This window comes from Acinetobacter sp. NRRL B-65365, from assembly GCF_001605865.1.
Lineage (GTDB): Bacteria > Pseudomonadota > Gammaproteobacteria > Pseudomonadales > Moraxellaceae > Acinetobacter > Acinetobacter vivianii.
Genome location: NZ_LRPD01000007.1, coordinates 42,066 through 59,543, shown reverse-complemented (window position 1 = coordinate 59,543; position 17,478 = coordinate 42,066). Strand labels below are relative to the sequence as shown.

Genomic DNA, 17,478 nt, shown 5'->3' with positions numbered 1-17,478 from the left:
TTAAGACTTAAGCTTTGGCGAGCTGCCAACAATATAATCTGCATGCTGAAGGTTATAAGGCACATTTAAGGCTTCAAAACATTCTTCAACCGTCTGCGTATCTTCATTTTTCTTAATTGCCGTGTTCTTAAAACAACTCTCAATTTGTGTATCCGTCGCATCTGCATAACTTGGCAAAATAGAGATCACGGTTACACCGATATTGTTTGCCACAACAGGCACTTCACTTTGCCCCAGACTTGTACCCGATGGTGCTGTACTAAAAGGTGAAGCATTCGGCTCTTTATTTTTCTTTAAATAGATTTGCGCCTGTATTGCTGAGCGACCTGATGAAAATTCCCCAACTTTACAAAAACCGGTATTCCCCATTTTGGTGGTTTTACCATCTTGTTCAATTACACTCGCTTTATCCATTGAATAAAACGTACTCATAGACGCAGGACGATAGCAAAAAACCAATTCATCTTCGATATTTTCAACAGAGTTAAAATAACTAAACATGCCATCAAGCGCTAATTGACGAGCAATCTGATTTGGATCTTCAACGTTAAATAAGGCTGAGTTGCTATTTTCTAGCAGGAGAGAGCGGACTTGACTATTGGTTGAAATTTTTAATCCCAAAATACTAGACTTGACAGCTAAAGTACCGATAAGTGCAATCACAACCAATATGATTAAGATCATGATTAGTGTTGCACCATTCTGCTTTTTCATCATGATGCCCCCAAAGTATTTCTAAATGCCACAACCTGACTAAATACTTCTCGAAGAAATTTTGAGCCCTTTTGCTGAGTATCATTTAAAGTTACATCACTTCCTATAATTTTAAATTTTTTCGTATTATCAATAAGCTGCTCAGAATTTAATGGTGTTGTTGAACGAGCTAACAATCCTATTTCAACAGACACCACGTTATAATAATTTTTGCTATCAGTTACGGTAGCAGGCATTAAAGCTAAATAATCATTGATACTCATATAGCGAAGTTTGCCATTTTTATCCTTCACCTCTAAACGCACCTTAAATGTATCTATGCGCTGCATGAGTTGTGAGCCATTTGCTCCAACCTTCATATCTGTAATCGCCTCATTACCATCTTGATAATAACCAGCATCACAATATAGGGAGTACGCTGTTGGCTGCCCATCGATTTGATTAGGGTCTGCCTTTATATGATAGCGTTGGACAATCGTAGTAACCCTATCAAACTCAAGTCGGTTACCTTCACAGTCCACACTTCTAGCCGTATAGATCGTTACATCTTCTTTATCAGTATCTGCTGTACAATCAGGTTTATCCTGCTTACATTTTCTTTTAGTAATAGTCTGATATTCAGGAATAAATTGGATCGTCAGCTGATCACTTTTTCCTGTAGTAGCATCATTATCTCTGGCTTGTCGAGTAAATAAAGTTGTACTCACTTTTGACAGAGAGGAAGGTAAGTTAGCGGTGCTAAAAATGACCCCAGAACCCACCTGCTTATTATTTACTTTTTGAGTTGAAGGCGTATTCAAATTGGCATGACGTAAATCATGCGTAATCATGGCCAAACCAAAGTTCGCATTTTGCTGTAATTCTCCCATGCTACCTTGCAAACCTAATGAACGTTGTCCACTCAAAAATACGCCTGTACCAGCAGCGACAATCAATAACCCCAGAAATAATGCAATCATTAATTCCAGTAAGGTTAAACCTCTGTGTTGATTAATCATCATAGTTATATACCTCTACGATAATACATTTCGCCTCAGGTACATACGCTACGCCATTAGTGCAATTTGAAGTGGTCGTACCATTATCAGGAGTAGTTCCTTCCCATGCCACATAAATACATTTACGCTTTAAACTGGCTGTTCCCTGACAGTTTTGGATCGCTAACTGCATTCCTAAATCATTAGCTGTATCGCTAACTTTTACAAAATCATAAGCAGCCATTTCTGTTGCAGAACAAAATGCCGCATCAGTTTCATTAGCACAATTTTTGTTATTTGTTATTTTAGTGGTGTACCCGTTCTTATCTTTAAAAGCCTGTAAACCATCACGATTACTACGTATACGTTCAGATAAATCTCGTGCGATATTTATTGCTTGAATATTACGTCCAGCCTCATGACTTGCTGCAATTGCCTTCATCTGTAAAGCTACAAAACCCAATACAGCTATTGATAAAAGGATTAATGCAACCAAGACTTCCACCAATCCCACACCTTGTTGATTAGATCGCATCATATACCTCTATTCATTCCCAAGATTTGCTGGGCAAGCTGTAAATGATTTATCAAAAATAACCAGACCATTTTTACGAGCTATAATTACAGCCTTCATCGTCATATCTTTTACATGAACCAGAACAAAACATAAGTTATTGGCTGAATCTAAACGGCCTAGAGCATCGTAAGAAAGTGTTGTAACTGTAGGCTGTCCCGTATCCCAATGAATATGATCGGAAGTTTTCCAAGCCTCGGCTTCATTCTCATCTAAAGAAAGATCTTGACCTTTTTGCTTTAAAACGGCATCTGAACGTAATTCAACTAATTGATCAGCAAAATCACGTGCATCATTATTTAACTGACTTTTATAAATAATCTTCGTTAATACCGGCACAGCCATCATCGCAATCACAGCCAACACCGCAATTGTCACCATCAATTCAATTAAGGTGAATCCCCGAGTTTTCCCCATTTCCCCAGCACCTAATTTTTAAAAATTCACTACTCTATCTTAATTTTTATTTTTACAGAACCAATACAAAGCAGATAAGCAGCAAAAAAAACGGATGGAGTGTCATCCATCCGTTTCCAGTTCACATTTTTCTAATAAAATTAGGCTTGTATCACCTGTATACGCAACTCTTTTGGTAGACTAAAAGTGATATTTTCCTCACGCCCTTGTAACTCTTTTGGTGGTGTTGCACCCCAATCTTGTAAACGCTGGATCACTTGTTTAATTAAAATTTCAGGTGCAGATGCACCCGCAGTCACACCAATTTTACTATCCGATTTAAACCAGTCTTTTTGCAATTGATCTGCGTTATCGACTAGATAAGCAGATTTACCCATACGCTCAGCCAGTTCACGTAAACGGTTTGAATTTGATGAGTTTGGCGAACCAACCACCAATACTACATCACACTGCTCAGCAAGATCACGTACTGCATCCTGACGGTTTTGTGTGGCATAGCAAATATCATCTTTACGCGGACCTTGAATTTGAGGAAATTTCGCCCGTAACGCATCAATCACTTTCGCTGTATCATCAATTGAAAGTGTGGTTTGGGTAACAAAAGCCACTTTATCTGGATGATTGACCGTTAAAGCTTCAACATCTTCTTCGTCTTCGACTAGATAAATTGCGCCACCTTTGGTTTTATCATACTGACCCATTGTGCCTTCAACTTCTGGATGGCCTTCATGCCCAATCAGAATGGCTTCAGTTCCTTCACGTGCATATTTGGTCACTTCGATATGCACTTTGGTGACCAACGGACAGGTTGCATCAAATACTTTTAAACCACGGCGATCAGCTTCTTGTTGTACCGCTTTGGATACACCATGCGCACTAAAAATCACAATAGAATCATCAGGAACCTGATCTAGCTCATCAACAAAAACGGCGCCACGCTGACGCAAGTCATCGACGACAAATTTGTTGTGTACCACTTCATGACGGACATAAATTGGTGGATTAAAACATTCCAGTGCCCGATTGACGATTGCTATAGCACGGTCAACACCAGCACAAAAGCCTCGTGGATTGGCCAACACGATTTCCATAACAACCTCTCTGATCAACTGAATTTTTACGCCAAACTATTTCGTTTAATGGCACGCTACACTACAATAGCCAAGATATTTTATCATATTCAGGAAAAATATCATGTCGGGTCTCTTGTTTGTCGTTTCTGCAGCCTCAGGAACGGGCAAAACATCTTTGGTCAAAGCCCTACTCGATCGAGTCAGCAACCTACACGTTTCTGTCTCACACACTACACGCGGTCAGCGTCCTGGTGAACTTGATGGTGTTCACTATCATTTTACCAGTAAAGAAAGTTTTTTAGCACAAGTCGATGAAGGTGGTTTCATCGAATACGCAGAAGTATTTGGAAACTATTACGGTACTTCGCAAGCCAAAGTAAAAGAACAACTCCAACAAGGTCACGATGTTTTACTTGAAATTGACTGGCAAGGTGCTGAACAGGTTCGTCGACTTTTTCCTGAATCAAAACAGATCTTTATTCTCCCTCCAACCCAATACGACTTAAGACAGCGCCTGTCGAATCGCGGTACAGATTCTGTCGACGTGATCGAGCATCGCTTGAGTTGTGCCGTGGAAGATATGCGTCATTTTGCCAGTTTTGACTATGTCATTATCAATGACGATTTCAATAAAGCCGTGCACGATCTAGAAGCCATTATTACCGCAAACCGTTTGGTGACCTTGCAACAAAGCAACCGCCACCAGCAATTAATTGAAAACTTGATTACCCTTAATCGCGAATAACTTGAGTCTTGTATAAAAGCCTTTTATACTACTCAGTCTTTCAAATGTGATGTTCAGACGAGACAACTTATGGCACGTGTAACCGTTGAAGATTGTTTAGACCATGTAGATAACCGCTTCGAGTTGGTACTGGTAGCGAGTAAACGTGCACGTCAATTGGCACGTCAAGGTATGGAACCAACTGTAGAGTGGGATAATGACAAACCAACAGTGGTTGCATTACGCGAAATTGCGGTGGGTCATGTCACTAAAGAAATTTTAAAACAACGCGACCAAGACTACCAAACATCAAATCTTGATATGGTATTGTCTACAAATTCATTAAACTTAGAAGGTTTCACTTTCTAAATCGAATTTGCTTTGCTGAAAAGCCCATTGTGAAGACACTGGGCTTTTTTGTTTGTTGTAAAATTCAGCGTTATATTGGTAAAAACAATATACTTCATTGAAAAAATTTACGAGTTTTTATAATGAACAAATTGACAAGCTTTGCAATTTGCTTTTCATTAGAAGATAAGCTTATTCATTACTGAATTCATGTTAAAAAGGTGTTATATGCCAGGCGAAGAAGTCAGCCAAGCCAAGCAACAGCTCAAAGTCATCATTGAAGCCTATCTCAAGGATAGCGACGTTCAACGTGTGCTTGCTGCCTGCGATTTTGCTGATTTAGCCCATAGCGGTATTACCCGTAAAAGCGGTGAACCCTATGTATTACACCCGATTGCGGTCAGTTGTATCCTCGCACATATGCGTCTGGATGCAGATACACTCATGGCAGCTTTACTGCATGATGTAATTGAAGATACTGAATTTACCAAAGATGAAATCGGACAAAAATATGGTCTGGTGGTTGCAGAGCTGGTCGATGGTGTCACCAAACTCAGCCATTCCAGCGATAAAGAATATAACAAAGCCGCATCATTCCGAAAAATTCTGCAAGCAACGCTACAAGATCCGCGTGTCATTATTATTAAACTGGCAGACCGCTATCATAATATGACTACTTTGGGCGCGCTCCGTCCCGATAAACGCGCGCGTATTGCACAGGAAACCTTTGATATTTTTGTACCGATGGCACGTCTGGTCGGTATGAATGAAATGGCGGACAATCTTGAACATCTCTGCTATCAAAATCTTGATCTGGATATGTTTAATGATGTGCAAACCGCATTATTAGAGACCAAACCAAAACGTTGTGAATATCAGGCGATCTGGGAACAGAAACTGACTGACCTGTTAAAAAATCATGACTTAAAAGGTCGTATTAAAAAGAAAAATAACAATATCGAATTACTCCGCCACTTTGTTAAAAATGAAATCGACCTGAATGAACTCAGCCACAGCCATGCCTTTGAAATCATTTTACAAAGCATCGCTGACTGTGACCGTTTAGTCGATGCGCTTAAAGATAATTTTCAGGTTTTACAATATAGCGATCATATTCGCCGTCCTCTCCCTGGGGGCAACCAGTCTTTAATGATCAAGCTGAAAGGTGAGAAAACCACGCTTTCCTTGACTATTCAAACCGAACTGATGCGTAAAGCTGCGCGTTTCGGGGTAGTCCTTGGGGAAAATGCGCCACAGGCCTGCCGTTCTGCAATTCAAGCATCGATGCAGAATCTAAATACATTGATCGATAGCGGTTGCGCGAAAACGACGTTTAGCGACTTACTCGATTATTTACACCAAGAAAAAATCTGGGTGTATACCCCACACGGGCAATTGCACGAATTACCACAAGGCGCAACCGTTGTTGATTTTGCCTATTCAGCTAGCCTATTTTTAGGTAACCATGCCGTAGGCGCCAAAGTAGATGGGGAAATCCGTCCTTTATCGACACCGTTGCACAGTGGACAAGTGGTCGAGATCATTACCGATGTCCTTGCGACACCAAATCCGGACTGGCTCAGCTTTATTAACACCCAAAAAGCCCGTCGTGCCTTGCAGAACATGCTGCGTGAACAAGATATTGATGAACAACGTCTGGTCGGCCAGCAAGCACTGAATCGTGCCTTAAAACTGTTCCAGCGCTCGATCAATGATCTTTCACCAACCGACTGGATTAATGTTCTGGAATGGCGTCATGTCAGCAGTAAAGATACGCTTTTTGAACAAATTGCAGTGGGTGACTTATTACCTCAATTGGTGGCAAATCATTTATTTTCGCAAGACTATTCACAGCATCAGGAAACTTCTGACCGCCTCATCGTGGGTACAGAAGGCGTTGATGTAAAATACGCACATTGTTGTAATCCTGTTTTGGGCGATCCGATTCAAGGGCACTTATCACGACGTGGTTTAATTGTGCATCGCTCACGTTGTCGTAATTTATTGCATGAACAACATCTACATCCAGAAAATATTATGCCGCTCAACTGGCAATCTGAAGAAATTGATGATGTCCGCTTTAGCGCCTACCTATGCATTCATATGGAAATGAATGATGAACAAATTTCCGACCTGATTTATCAATGCCGTAAAGCCAAAACAGGTGTTGAAATGGTTCAATCTCAAGACCATAAAACCTATGTCAACATCGTGGTCAGCAACCGTAATCAGATCGCACAAATCATTCGTGACTTACGTATGCACTTCGGTTTCCCTCGTATCGAACGCCTGAACATGCCAATCGTGCAACCTGAAGTGACTAAAGCCGAAACAGTGAATTAAGCCAACGTTACGGCTGCAACGTAAATCACAAACATGTGACTGCAATAAAAAACTCAAGAATAAATTCAAACAACAGCGACTAAACAGTATTCAGCCCTTTCGTGTCTGCACTTTTGTGTTAAAGTCGCATTGTTTAAGAGGAAACATAGGACTTAGGAGAGCTTAATGTCACGTCAAGTTATTCATACTGAACACGCCCCTGCTGCTATCGGAACATATTCTCAGGCAATTCTTGTTGGCAACACGCTCTATCTATCAGGCCAGATTGGCTTAGATCCGTACAGTATGGAACTTGTAGAAGGAATTGAAGCTCAAATCCGCCGTGTATTTGATAATCTGAAAGCAGTATGTACCGCTGCTGGCGGTAGCTTGGCAGACATAGCCAAACTCAACATCTTTCTGACTGATTTATCTCACTTTCAACTCGTCAATCAAATTATGGGTGAATATTTTGCTCAACCCTACCCAGCACGTGCAGCACTTGGTGTTGCTAGCCTGCCAAAAGGCGCACTGGTCGAAATGGATGGGATTGTGATCATTCCATAAGATATTTTTAACTTATAGTTATCAATAAGATAAAAAACACTCAAAATACCGCCGATAAAGCGGTATTTTTTTATTCAAATTCCCAATAAACATATTCTACCGCTTAGAATGAAATTCATTGACAAACGATAATAATTATCAATAATATCAATTATCGCATTTATATTTGTGGATCACTCCCATGTATGTCTGTTTATGTCGTGGAATTACAGATCAGGATATCAAAGACGCTGTTGCAAACGGCGCTGAAAGCTATCGTGAAATCCGTGACCTACTCGACCTAGGCACGTGTTGTGGTCGTTGTGCGCCTGAAGCACGCGCAATTATTAGTGATGAGCTTGCTGAAATTGCAGCACGCATCTCCATCGCAGCCTGATTTCGTTTAAAAATTACCTCTTAATTTACCGCATCTTTTACGACTCCACCGCTTCTTGCAGAACTTTTAAGTTCCTCATCCAGCGGTTTTTTTATGAAAATCATATTTCTATAATGATGTTACGGAGTTTCAAATACTCCACTTATGATTGTGATTTTCATTTGCCGTTCTATAAATTACTCGCCAGAACATTATTTGTTGATTAATATAAGATAAATTGCCTTAGCTACTAGGGCATCAACACTTGGTGTTTTTGGAGTAAACGCAATGAAAGGCAATCGCGAAGTTATCAACCAACTGAATCAGGTGCTTTACCACCATTTAACCGCCATTAACCAATATTTCTTACACTCGCGTATGTTTAATGATTGGGGTATTGAGCAGTTAGGTTCAGCCGAATACAAAGAATCGATCCGTCAAATGAAACACGCTGACAAAGTCATCGAGCGTATTTTATTTTTGGAAGGTTTACCGAACCTACAGCATTTAGGCAAACTCTATATCGGTCAACACACCGAAGAAGTCCTGAACTGCGATATTCGCAAAGTGAAAGAAAATATTGAAGCAATCAAGCAAGCGGTTGAACTTGCTGAAGCAGAACAAGATTATGTGACCCGTGATTTAGTTCAAGAAATTCTAGAGAAAGAAGAAGAATATTGGGACTGGCTCGATACACAACTTGATCTAGTTGAAAATGTGGGTATTGAAAACTATATTCAAAGCCAGATTTAAAATTATTTCAAATAAAAAAACCAAAGCAATGCTTTGGTTTTTTTATTGCAAAAATCGTAGTTTAAGACTTTTTGATCTGCGCCTTTTTATTTAATTCGATGATGTCTGCCAGACTCACCTTTTGTTTATACAGCTGTCTCAACACAATAAGCTGTTGCTCTGCTTCATCTAACTTTTGATTGTAAGCCAGTAACTGCGCATACTTCTTCAAGTTGTATGGTGTGGCTTTATTCTTCACCATCTCCCCAAGCAGTCTTAAATCAGCCTCAGACATCTCTACCTGTGGTTTTAACGCAATCCAGTCAAGACGTTGCTGGAACTGCGTCAAAACTAAAATTTTAGAACTTCCTAGAACTTCTGCTGTCGGCTGTTGGTTTTTAAAGACCAGACGGCTATTGTCCTGATAAAGCTTATAATCCCGCCAAATCAGCAATACCACGATAAGTGCACACACGCCAACAACGCGAATGACATTGTTATCGACCATCACTCCTTTTAACTTCGGAGTCTGCGCCTGAATAAGTCCTAACAAGAAGCCCATTGGCAGCAAGAAATATGCATAGCGTTGTGGAAACTCGAGCATCGCATGAATCAGGATTGCACAGACCATCAAGATCGCAATTATCGAGGTCATATCCTTGGCATTTTTATTGAGCCAGAATAACCATAATGAGATATAGCCAATAATCAACAGCCCCAGAGGCACGCCGTTCCAGACCAGTAAATCGAGCAACACATTATGCGCACTGTTATACCAGACTTGTACGGTATTAAATTGAATGCTCTCGACCACCGCTATGCTGGTTTGACTCCAACCATAGCCAAACCAAGGCTTGTCAGCGATTGCATGTAAGATCTGTACCCACATACCAAGTCGTTCATGTCCCGAACCTGCACGTTGCGCAATGGATGCTGTTTGAGTCACACCCGTATCGATATTTGAACTTAAGAGCTGCGTCAGAACAGGCAATAAGTAACCCGCAATGACAAAGTACAGCCCGACCCAAAGCAATAATCTTGGGAAATTAAATCGAGGTGAGGTTTTGTATTGCTTATAAATCCAGTAAAAGAACAGGAAAATACAGACCACCCAAGAAGTTCTTGATTGAGTCAGTGTGATTGCAAATAGTGTGACCAAGCTGGCTGGGATTAACAACCATAAGGTCAGCCTTCTTTTTTCATATAAATATAAGCCACCCATCAAGCCCATAATTAAAAAGGTTGCCAGATTATTCGGTTGTCCGAAGTTGGCATAAGGGCGACTGGTTTTGAGCTGTATAATTCCATCAATATAAGCTTCAAGATTTAACCACTGCACAATGGCCATGATCGCACTGACAAAAGAAATACTCAGCAATAGATAGCTCATACCCAGCATGATGCGTTCCCGTTGCTCTGCTTGCAAGCTTAGGTTGTATCCTGCAATGATCATTAACCAGAATACAAAGAGATAAGCGGAGCTAAGGAATGCTGTACTGAAATCCGTAATTAGGCCAAAAGCCCACTGGCATAGCGGAATTAAAGCAATCCCCAGCATCAAGATTTGAGGACGCGGGATTTTTACATTTTTATTGAACAGCAAGGCAAGTAACGCCACGCCACCACCAAAGCTCGCCAGTTCACTGGAAAAAGTCACCCAGGGATAAGTATGGACTGGGGATAGCCAGGCAAAACTAAACAAGATGCTGGCAAGTAAAAAGCATAAAAATTGCATAGGTCATACATGAAAAAAGGCCTAGCGAATTATATCGTTAAGCCTTGAGATAAAAATCGAATATTAGATAAAAACTACAATTTACTTCCACGGACGTAAGTCGACAATCTTAACCACTTCGCCTTTTTCTTTGTTAATGAGAACGGTCATATCAACAGCATTGGCTTTTAATGGGACAAAGGCAGTTGCTTGGGGATATTCAGTTAAAGTTTCTTTTACAACTACTAGATCATTATATTGTTTTAATTCATCCAACGTTTTAGCATGTTGCTGCATTTGGGGCTTTACTTTGGAAAAATCAACGTAACGCTCAGGTTTTTGTGCTAACGAAATCCCACTCATCACCTCTGTAAACATATCATCACTACGAGTTTTAGAATCTTTAGCAAACTCAACCCCTACATACTGCGGTTTAAACCATGAAGGATTCTGATATTTTGGCAAAGCTTTTTGAATGTTATCCTCAAGAATTTCATTTTTTCGAATTAATTCAAATCCATTTACATAATAAGCAATCCATACAGGTCGACCTTGCTCGATACTATACATACCATAACCTAAAGCACTTAACTGCAATAAAATAATGATACTTAAATCCATTTTTAAGGTTTTTTTGCCTTGTTTATAAACCAATAGACCTAATATTGGACCAATAATGACATCAATAGCTAACATCATCAGAAAAAGATGTGTGACACCAACGGCTTGAGCAAGAGGCAATGGATACCACATACAAAATACAATGCTTATCACAATCAACGCAATTAAAAAAGAGAGTGTTAAATGACACAGAAAAAATTTAAGGCGTTTTGACATTATTTTATGCTTCCTCTTCAGATATTTATATTTGCATATATTCCGCCTAATCAAGCGAGCTCAAATTATAATGATATAAAATAAAAAAAGCACGGCTATATGTAATCATAGAATATGTAACAATCACTCACCCCTATCTCGCTCAACAATTTTCACTAGCCCTGTTAACAAAAACAGTCACTTCATCACATTTTTAGACTCATCATTTTCTAAAAATAAAATTAAACAATTGTTTTATAAGTATTTTAAAAGATGGCACTTTTTTTGCTTAAAATAAAAAATAATCGTATTTTTAGGGAGAATCATCATGCAAAAAGGATTTACATTAATAGAGTTGATGATTGTAGTGACAATTATTGGTGTTTTAGCAGCAATTGCTATTCCAGCATATCGAGATTACATTGTTAGAACGCAAGTATCTGAAGCAATTATTTTTTTTGGTAGATATAAACAAATTATTACTTATATATATAACCAAACAGGTACTTGTCCCACAGCAGTAGAAATGAACTTATCCAATCCTCAAAATGGAGGTGGTAAATATGTTGACTCTGTAAACCTTATAACCCATACAGATGCAATATGCGCTGTTTCCTTTACCTTTAAAAATAATGATGTTTCAGCTCCAATACAGAATAAACATCTTATTCTAGCAATGATGAGAAATAATGTAAGTTTAGAACCATCTCATTGGCAATGTATATCTACAGATATAGCACAGAAATATTTACCTAAAATATGCACAGGTAGCTAAGTCATTACTTTCTTTTGGATTTATATTTCAACAAATAACGAGGTCTATTTTTGACCTCTATATATACTCGTCCCAAATACTCGCCTAATACCCCAATACCAATAAGCTGTACCCCTCCAAGAAAGAGAATAGATACAAGTAATGATGGGTAACCTTTAACTGGGTTACCCCAAATAAGTGTTTGTAAAATCATCCAAGTACCATATAAAAATGATAAGGTTGCGATGAATAAACCTATATATGTCCATATTCTAAGTGGAAAAGTCGAAAAACTGGTTACACCCTCTAAAGCTAAATTCCATAATTTCCAAGCATTAAATTTTGTTTGTCCTGCAACTCTCGTAGCTCGTTTATATTCTAGTGTAATTGTTTCACCACCGACCCATGAAAATATCCCTTTCATAAATAGATTTTTTTCGGAAAGCAATAAAATTTGTTCAACAATAGGTCGTGATAATAGCCTAAAATCACCTACATTTTCTGCAATTTCAGGATAACTAATTTTATTATGCAATCTATAAAAAATAGAAGCTGTTACTCGTTTCAACCAACTATCACTTAATCGATCTATTCGTTTAGCTAAAACAATTTCCGCACCATTTTCCCAAGCTTCTATCATTTGTGGGATTAACTCTATAGGATCTTGTAAATCTACATCTATGGGAATAACAGCATCACCTGTTGCATAACTTAAACCTGCCATTAATGCAGCTTCTTTGCCAAAATTTCGGGTAAAACTTATTGCTTTAACCAAAGAATCATTTCTTTCAAGCAAATAAATAATTTCTTCTGTTATATCATGACTTCCATCATCAATAAAAATAATTTCTATTTTGTAAGGACTTGATGCAAGATAGGACCGTATTTTATCATAAAAAAATTCGATGGTTTCTTGCTCATTATGGACAGGAACAACTAAAGAGATTTTCATTTACTACTCTCCTTAAATACAAAATATTTTGATAAAAAATACCCTATAAATAAACTTAATAAAGACGAAACCAACAAAGTAAAAATTGGATAAAAATCCAAGCTATCAGCACATCCACCTATACTTAAATTTAGCCCCCCCATTAAACAAAAAAATAAAATAAAATTTTTTAAAGATTGTTTGGAATGAAAATTATACCTTGCATTAATAATATAAGAAAAAATAACTGCACAGAAAAAACCTATAAAATTACTAAGATACTGCTTAAAATCAAAAAAATACAAACCAAAAAATACAACCCAATGTATAACCGTATTAACCGAACCAATTAAACCATACCGAATAACCCCTAACATACAAAATCACTTACTCTCTAAAGATTTAAATTCAATAACAACATCCTTAGAGCTGTTATATATCGTATAAAATTGAGTATCTTTTATCACTATAAGATCATTCTTTTTTTTCACATAATTAATATATTCATTTTTATCACTTTCTAATCTAAATTTTATATACTTTAATTGATATGGAAAGTAATTCTGTATTTTATAAGTATAATAAGATGCATTTGTTGCAATCCCACCAATAATAGGATATTTATAAATCAACTGTTGTACAGTATAAGGAATTGATTCACCATAAAAAACAACTGTTTGATTTTCAGAAAAATTATTTTCATATAAAACACTTACAATATCCATAATTATAGCATCATCAAACTTGTTTTTGTATTTTTGTGCATTAGATACATTTAAAGCAATCGATAAAAAGTAAAAACCAACGAAAAACAATATGGCATAACTATATTTTCTATATTTATCCACACTCATAATTTTAAAAAAACTTAATAACAAATAGCTAATATAAAAACCAAAAAATATAAAAGTTCGATATTCAAATCTTGGAACATCCAACAAAACATTAACACCAGCCGCAGAAACAACAAACCCTAAATGTATTAAAATAAAAACAACTAAGCTAAAGTAAGAAAATTTCTTCTTTAAATAAAAAAAATTAATTACCAACAAATAAAAAAATATAAATAAAAACAAAAACCCCGTATCACTTTCAAAGACTACACTAACATCTTTTACTACTTGGACAATGTTTTTAAAAAAATTATACATAGACATCTGGCTATGTGTAGTTGAGTACCAATTATAGTCTGTAGTAAACTTCATGATTGTAAAATAATAAATTAACACCCCTATCAAAAAAATAAAAAAATAAGTTAAAGATTTCAAAAACCACATTTTAAATATATCTATTTTATTTTCACTTTCTTTTATACCATATACTAAAAACAATGCAGTACAAACATATGCAACTATTGCAGGCTGATATAATCCACATGTCACAAAAACCAACATTATTGCTCTAATATATTTCCTATTATCCACACAAAATACTGCTACAACAGACAATAGAATAGCAAGTAGCATAAAAATAGAGTCGTAACGAAAATATAAATTAGAAAGTAAAAATGGACTCCAAACTATTGGAATGAATACCAATAAAGTAGGAATATTTAACTCTCCACTATTAAATCTTTTAATATATAAATAATAAGTAAAATACAAAAAAAACAAGGAAAAAATCTGTGGCAATGGTGTCAAATCAGTAAAACGCCTACCTAAACCTAAAAAATAATACAACCAATCTGCAAAAGGACGAAAATCCCCTCCCCAATTATAATAACCTCCGGCAGCTCGATAATTATCATCAAAATAATAAATATTCGGACTCAACAAAGCCCACATCCATAGAAGATTCACAAAAACAAATAAATGATATTTATATTTTTTTATTAAATCTAAAATTTCCATTTTACCCTCTATTAAAATCTTCCTCCTATAATAAAAAATAAACTCTCTGACGAGAGTTTATTTTTTATAATAAAATTTTGTAAAATATTAAGAACCAGTACAAGATTTTGGTAAGTATTTTTGTTCCATAGAAGAAGTACATCCAAAATTAAAAGTTGTACTATCTGCTGTTAAATCTGGCGGTGTTAAAGTGACAGTTTGACCTGCAACACGAGCACTGACATCACCTGCACCTTTCATAGTTACAGTAATTACACCTGTATCTTCTTCAACGGCTGAATCTGCATACGTACCTGAAACTGCTAGACTAGCAGCTGTAGGGGCAGTAGCAGTACCAGGATAAGCACCATTATTTTGCGCATATTCAGCAATTGCTGTTTTTTGCCCTGAAGTCATTGCAAATGCTTCAGAAACTTGTGAACGCGCGATATAGTCCTGATAAGCAGGAATCGCAATCGCAGCCAAAATACCAATGATCGCCACAACGATCATCAATTCGATAAGAGTAAAACCCTTTTGCATTGATTTCATAACATTTCTCCAATGGATATTTTTATAAGCTTTTTTCAGCTACTTAGTATTTAGCATGTTTTATGCCAGTCCTTAGCTTAGCCAATTTTACTCTAAAAAAACAGGGACTTAAAAAATTTTCATGTTGGATAAAAGCAGAGCAATTTAGACATTTTAAGAAAAAAAATGACAAATAACGTCAGCTTTACTGCTTTATTATTCATTTTTTTAGATATCAAATTTGACTATTTTCTAATAGTATTTAAATTGAGCGACCTGAATCACACAAAATTTATTTTAATTATTTTTTATTTTTTCTTGCCGTTTATCGGAAGCTGATAAGAAGGCTTGCGATTCAGAAATTTATATATACAGAATTGTCTGCACAATAATTTATTTTTTCTAAAATAACAAGCCTGATTTTTGATGAGAAATTAAAAACCGAACTTAATTTAAAATGATCGGTTCATTTGGCAGTTCATTTTGATCATTCAGGTCTGATTTTACATAATATTGATCTAGAATCTGTCCAATTTCAGTAACCCCGTTGGTCACCGCTTGCAGATATTGCTTCTGAGCGAGCAACAAGACAATACTTTGGCAAATCCCGTTCCAGATTTCAGTTTGAGTAGCATTCTTTAAGCCACGATCAATCACGATTTCAACTTTACGCTCGCACAAGTTCAAATACAGCAATACACCACTATTCAGCTCAGTATCCCAAACACCCAGTTCAGCAAATAGTTGCTGCGCCCGTAAGCGGGTATTCTGGTGATAGGCTTGCGAACATGGGATATGCCCTTCGATCACCACCTGTATTTCCCCTACATGGCCTTTTTCTGCCTGCTGTACCGCTTTGGCAATCTCGGTTCGGTCTTGCTTGCTAAAATAACGATGCGCCGAGGAGACATAGAGGAAATGCTTAAACCAACGTTTCAAACTTGGTTGAACATGCTCATCCAGTTTAGGCTGGGTAATAATCTGTGTTGTATCTGTCTTGGTTACCATGAGCCTGATGCTCCTCCCCCGCCAAAGCTACCACCGCCGCCACTATAGCCACCGCCGCTGCCGCCAAAACCTCCACCACCACCGCCTCCGCGGCCGCCACCTGACAAGAACATCTGGAAAATCAGTTGCGCGAGTGAAGTAATCAATAAAAAGAAAATCCCGACACCGAGTAACAGGCTCATCACCAGACCTGCACCATTCACAAGACCAGCGACCGTTGCTGCCACGGCAGCTGTTGAAGCACTTAAACGATTACCGACAATAAACGACCCGACCACACCTGCAATCAGGATAAATAAGGCCATGGTGAGGGTATTGTCTTTGGCTTGTTGCACATGTAATGCCTGCTCATGACGGTCTTTTAACTCTTGAGCAGCTTGCTGGGCAATTTCAGGATCTAAATTCACAATACGGGTGATTTCATCTAAACCCGCTGAAATCCCTTGTGCGTATTGCCCTTGTTTAAAATAAGGCGTGATCTGATTTCGAATAATGCGGCTAAGCACCAAATCTGGAAGTACCCCTTCCAGACCATAACCAGTCAAGATCTGGATATTACGGTCATTCACCGCAATCGCCATCAGTAAACCGTTATCACGTTTGGCTGAACCCAGTTGCCATTTTTCCCCAGCACGGAGCGCAAAATCAAAGATCGCTTCCTGTCCCGTGGTCGGCACGATAATTACACCGACTTGGGCCTTACCTTGTTGGTACAGACTCAGGATTTTCTGATTAAGCTGCTGCATTTCAGCATCACTCAATATCTTGGCCTGATCAATGACGGGCTGATTTAAGCTCGGCAATCCACGTATGGACTCACCTTCAGCCATGTCATCGGCAACTTTGGGCAATACAGGTGTTTCATTATTCGATGTAGTCGAAGGCGCGGGCTTATTCTTTTGCTGTTCCTGAATAATTTTGCCTGCAACCACCAGATCACTTTGATCTGTTGCGGTTGCAACCTCGGCCCAAACCGTATGTTGAAAACAAAGTGTCGCAAAAACAAGTAACAAGGCAGGCAAAAGCTGCTGTTTTATTTTTTGCTGTAACGCTTCTAACATACGGTCACTCCCCAACATTTAAAAACAATTT

The 17,478-nt window shown here is 37.8% G+C and carries 20 protein-coding genes; 7 read left to right on the top strand and 13 right to left on the bottom strand.

Annotated elements, in window-relative coordinates; genetic code table 11:
• The 5 genes from AWW72_RS04655 to ispH all read right to left on the bottom strand — a co-directional run bounded on the left by AWW72_RS04655 (position 1) and on the right by ispH (position 3,773).
• On the bottom strand, positions 1 to 714 hold the full coding sequence (locus AWW72_RS04655; protein ID WP_062846646.1) for a hypothetical protein: 714 nt from the start codon (positions 712 to 714) through the stop codon (positions 1 to 3).
• The gene (locus tag AWW72_RS04650) at positions 714 to 1,712 is read right to left on the bottom strand and encodes a PilW family protein (protein ID WP_062846647.1); all 999 of its coding nucleotides are present in this window, start codon (positions 1,710 to 1,712) and stop codon (positions 714 to 716) included. The genes AWW72_RS04655 and AWW72_RS04650 overlap by 1 nt, the downstream gene beginning before the upstream one ends.
• A complete protein-coding gene (pilV, locus tag AWW72_RS04645; protein ID WP_062846575.1) occupies positions 1,705 to 2,226 on the bottom strand; it encodes a type IV pilus modification protein PilV in 522 nt (173 codons plus the stop codon). Before pilV ends, AWW72_RS04650 begins: the two co-directional genes overlap by 8 nt.
• Before the next feature lie 9 nt (positions 2,227 to 2,235).
• Positions 2,236 to 2,682 carry a pilus assembly FimT family protein gene (locus AWW72_RS04640; RefSeq protein ID WP_062846574.1) on the bottom strand — a complete coding sequence of 149 codons (447 nt, stop codon included), beginning with the start codon at positions 2,680 to 2,682 and terminating at the stop codon, positions 2,236 to 2,238.
• Positions 2,683 to 2,822: 140 nt separating this feature from the next.
• Positions 2,823 to 3,773: a 4-hydroxy-3-methylbut-2-enyl diphosphate reductase gene (ispH, locus tag AWW72_RS04635; RefSeq protein WP_005259965.1), complete on the bottom strand. Its 951-nt coding sequence runs from the start codon at positions 3,771 to 3,773 to the stop codon at positions 2,823 to 2,825.
• A 103-nt stretch (positions 3,774 to 3,876) separates the two neighbouring features.
• Between ispH and gmk the strand changes: the two genes are divergently transcribed.
• The 6 genes from gmk (at position 3,877) to bfr (ending at position 8,824) form a co-directional block, all read left to right on the top strand.
• Complete coding sequence (gene gmk / locus AWW72_RS04630) at positions 3,877 to 4,500, top strand: guanylate kinase (RefSeq protein ID WP_004776023.1); 624 nt, start codon at positions 3,877 to 3,879, stop codon at positions 4,498 to 4,500.
• A gap of 69 nt (positions 4,501 to 4,569) precedes the next feature.
• Positions 4,570 to 4,848 carry a DNA-directed RNA polymerase subunit omega gene (gene rpoZ / locus AWW72_RS04625; protein WP_004657467.1) on the top strand — a complete coding sequence of 93 codons (279 nt, stop codon included), beginning with the start codon at positions 4,570 to 4,572 and terminating at the stop codon, positions 4,846 to 4,848.
• A 207-nt stretch (positions 4,849 to 5,055) separates the two neighbouring features.
• Positions 5,056 to 7,170, top strand: coding sequence for a RelA/SpoT family protein (locus AWW72_RS04620; protein WP_004776025.1), 2,115 nt, complete (start codon positions 5,056 to 5,058; stop codon positions 7,168 to 7,170).
• Positions 7,171 to 7,335: 165 nt separating this feature from the next.
• The gene (ridA, locus tag AWW72_RS04615; RefSeq protein WP_004657462.1) at positions 7,336 to 7,716 is read left to right on the top strand and encodes a deaminase RidA; all 381 of its coding nucleotides are present in this window, start codon (positions 7,336 to 7,338) and stop codon (positions 7,714 to 7,716) included.
• A gap of 181 nt (positions 7,717 to 7,897) precedes the next feature.
• A complete protein-coding gene (locus AWW72_RS04610) occupies positions 7,898 to 8,092 on the top strand; it encodes a bacterioferritin-associated ferredoxin (protein WP_004776027.1) in 195 nt (64 codons plus the stop codon).
• Between the two features lie 267 nt (positions 8,093 to 8,359).
• A complete protein-coding gene (gene bfr / locus AWW72_RS04605; protein WP_004657459.1) occupies positions 8,360 to 8,824 on the top strand; it encodes a heteropolymeric bacterioferritin subunit Bfr in 465 nt (154 codons plus the stop codon).
• Between the two features lie 61 nt (positions 8,825 to 8,885).
• On the opposite strand, the gene AWW72_RS04600 is transcribed toward bfr, so the two are convergent.
• Positions 8,886 to 10,538, bottom strand: coding sequence for a PglL family O-oligosaccharyltransferase (locus AWW72_RS04600; RefSeq protein WP_062846573.1), 1,653 nt, complete (start codon positions 10,536 to 10,538; stop codon positions 8,886 to 8,888).
• 81 nt (positions 10,539 to 10,619) lie between these two features.
• Positions 10,620 to 11,354 (bottom strand): TfpX/TfpZ family type IV pilin accessory protein, encoded by a 735-nt coding sequence (tfpZ, locus tag AWW72_RS04595; RefSeq protein WP_062846572.1) that lies wholly within the window; start codon positions 11,352 to 11,354, stop codon positions 10,620 to 10,622.
• Between the two features lie 307 nt (positions 11,355 to 11,661).
• Between tfpZ and AWW72_RS04590 the strand changes: the two genes are divergently transcribed.
• Positions 11,662 to 12,108 carry a pilin gene (locus tag AWW72_RS04590; protein WP_062846571.1) on the top strand — a complete coding sequence of 149 codons (447 nt, stop codon included), beginning with the start codon at positions 11,662 to 11,664 and terminating at the stop codon, positions 12,106 to 12,108.
• A gap of 4 nt (positions 12,109 to 12,112) precedes the next feature.
• Here the strand turns inward: AWW72_RS04590 and AWW72_RS04585 are convergent, their stop codons facing one another.
• The 6 genes from AWW72_RS04585 to AWW72_RS04560 form a co-directional block, all read right to left on the bottom strand.
• The gene (locus AWW72_RS04585; RefSeq protein ID WP_062846570.1) at positions 12,113 to 13,039 is read right to left on the bottom strand and encodes a glycosyltransferase family 2 protein; all 927 of its coding nucleotides are present in this window, start codon (positions 13,037 to 13,039) and stop codon (positions 12,113 to 12,115) included.
• Complete coding sequence (locus tag AWW72_RS04580; RefSeq protein ID WP_062846569.1) at positions 13,036 to 13,395, bottom strand: GtrA family protein; 360 nt, start codon at positions 13,393 to 13,395, stop codon at positions 13,036 to 13,038. Before AWW72_RS04580 ends, AWW72_RS04585 begins: the two co-directional genes overlap by 4 nt.
• A 6-nt stretch (positions 13,396 to 13,401) precedes the next feature.
• Complete coding sequence (locus AWW72_RS04575; protein ID WP_062846568.1) at positions 13,402 to 14,868, bottom strand: glucosyltransferase domain-containing protein; 1,467 nt, start codon at positions 14,866 to 14,868, stop codon at positions 13,402 to 13,404.
• Between the two features lie 87 nt (positions 14,869 to 14,955).
• Positions 14,956 to 15,390 carry a pilin gene (locus AWW72_RS04570; protein ID WP_502686074.1) on the bottom strand — a complete coding sequence of 145 codons (435 nt, stop codon included), beginning with the start codon at positions 15,388 to 15,390 and terminating at the stop codon, positions 14,956 to 14,958.
• A gap of 435 nt (positions 15,391 to 15,825) precedes the next feature.
• On the bottom strand, positions 15,826 to 16,386 hold the full coding sequence (locus AWW72_RS04565; protein WP_062846567.1) for a TPM domain-containing protein: 561 nt from the start codon (positions 16,384 to 16,386) through the stop codon (positions 15,826 to 15,828).
• The gene (locus tag AWW72_RS04560) at positions 16,380 to 17,447 is read right to left on the bottom strand and encodes a TPM domain-containing protein (RefSeq protein WP_062846644.1); all 1,068 of its coding nucleotides are present in this window, start codon (positions 17,445 to 17,447) and stop codon (positions 16,380 to 16,382) included. The genes AWW72_RS04565 and AWW72_RS04560 overlap by 7 nt, the downstream gene beginning before the upstream one ends.
• Between the last annotated feature and the right edge of the window lie 31 nt (positions 17,448 to 17,478).

Coding starts and splice junctions, on each gene's coding strand:
- AWW72_RS04590 (WP_062846571.1), top strand. CDS start 11,662: ATGCAAAAAGGATTTACATTAATAGAGTTGATGATTGTAGTGACAATT.
- AWW72_RS04580 (WP_062846569.1), bottom strand. CDS start 13,395: ATGTTAGGGGTTATTCGGTATGGTTTAATTGGTTCGGTTAATACGGTT.
- ridA (WP_004657462.1), top strand. CDS start 7,336: ATGTCACGTCAAGTTATTCATACTGAACACGCCCCTGCTGCTATCGGA.
- AWW72_RS04575 (WP_062846568.1), bottom strand. CDS start 14,868: ATGGAAATTTTAGATTTAATAAAAAAATATAAATATCATTTATTTGTT.
- gmk (WP_004776023.1), top strand. CDS start 3,877: ATGTCGGGTCTCTTGTTTGTCGTTTCTGCAGCCTCAGGAACGGGCAAA.
- AWW72_RS04610 (WP_004776027.1), top strand. CDS start 7,898: ATGTATGTCTGTTTATGTCGTGGAATTACAGATCAGGATATCAAAGAC.
- AWW72_RS04650 (WP_062846647.1), bottom strand. CDS start 1,712: ATGATTAATCAACACAGAGGTTTAACCTTACTGGAATTAATGATTGCA.
- AWW72_RS04585 (WP_062846570.1), bottom strand. CDS start 13,039: ATGAAAATCTCTTTAGTTGTTCCTGTCCATAATGAGCAAGAAACCATC.
- bfr (WP_004657459.1), top strand. CDS start 8,360: ATGAAAGGCAATCGCGAAGTTATCAACCAACTGAATCAGGTGCTTTAC.
- AWW72_RS04565 (WP_062846567.1), bottom strand. CDS start 16,386: ATGGTAACCAAGACAGATACAACACAGATTATTACCCAGCCTAAACTG.
- ispH (WP_005259965.1), bottom strand. CDS start 3,773: ATGGAAATCGTGTTGGCCAATCCACGAGGCTTTTGTGCTGGTGTTGAC.
- AWW72_RS04570 (WP_502686074.1), bottom strand. CDS start 15,390: ATGCAAAAGGGTTTTACTCTTATCGAATTGATGATCGTTGTGGCGATC.
- AWW72_RS04560 (WP_062846644.1), bottom strand. CDS start 17,447: ATGTTAGAAGCGTTACAGCAAAAAATAAAACAGCAGCTTTTGCCTGCC.
- AWW72_RS04600 (WP_062846573.1), bottom strand. CDS start 10,538: ATGCAATTTTTATGCTTTTTACTTGCCAGCATCTTGTTTAGTTTTGCC.
- AWW72_RS04655 (WP_062846646.1), bottom strand. CDS start 714: ATGAAAAAGCAGAATGGTGCAACACTAATCATGATCTTAATCATATTG.
- AWW72_RS04640 (WP_062846574.1), bottom strand. CDS start 2,682: ATGGGGAAAACTCGGGGATTCACCTTAATTGAATTGATGGTGACAATT.
- rpoZ (WP_004657467.1), top strand. CDS start 4,570: ATGGCACGTGTAACCGTTGAAGATTGTTTAGACCATGTAGATAACCGC.
- tfpZ (WP_062846572.1), bottom strand. CDS start 11,354: ATGTCAAAACGCCTTAAATTTTTTCTGTGTCATTTAACACTCTCTTTT.
- pilV (WP_062846575.1), bottom strand. CDS start 2,226: ATGCGATCTAATCAACAAGGTGTGGGATTGGTGGAAGTCTTGGTTGCA.
- AWW72_RS04620 (WP_004776025.1), top strand. CDS start 5,056: ATGCCAGGCGAAGAAGTCAGCCAAGCCAAGCAACAGCTCAAAGTCATC.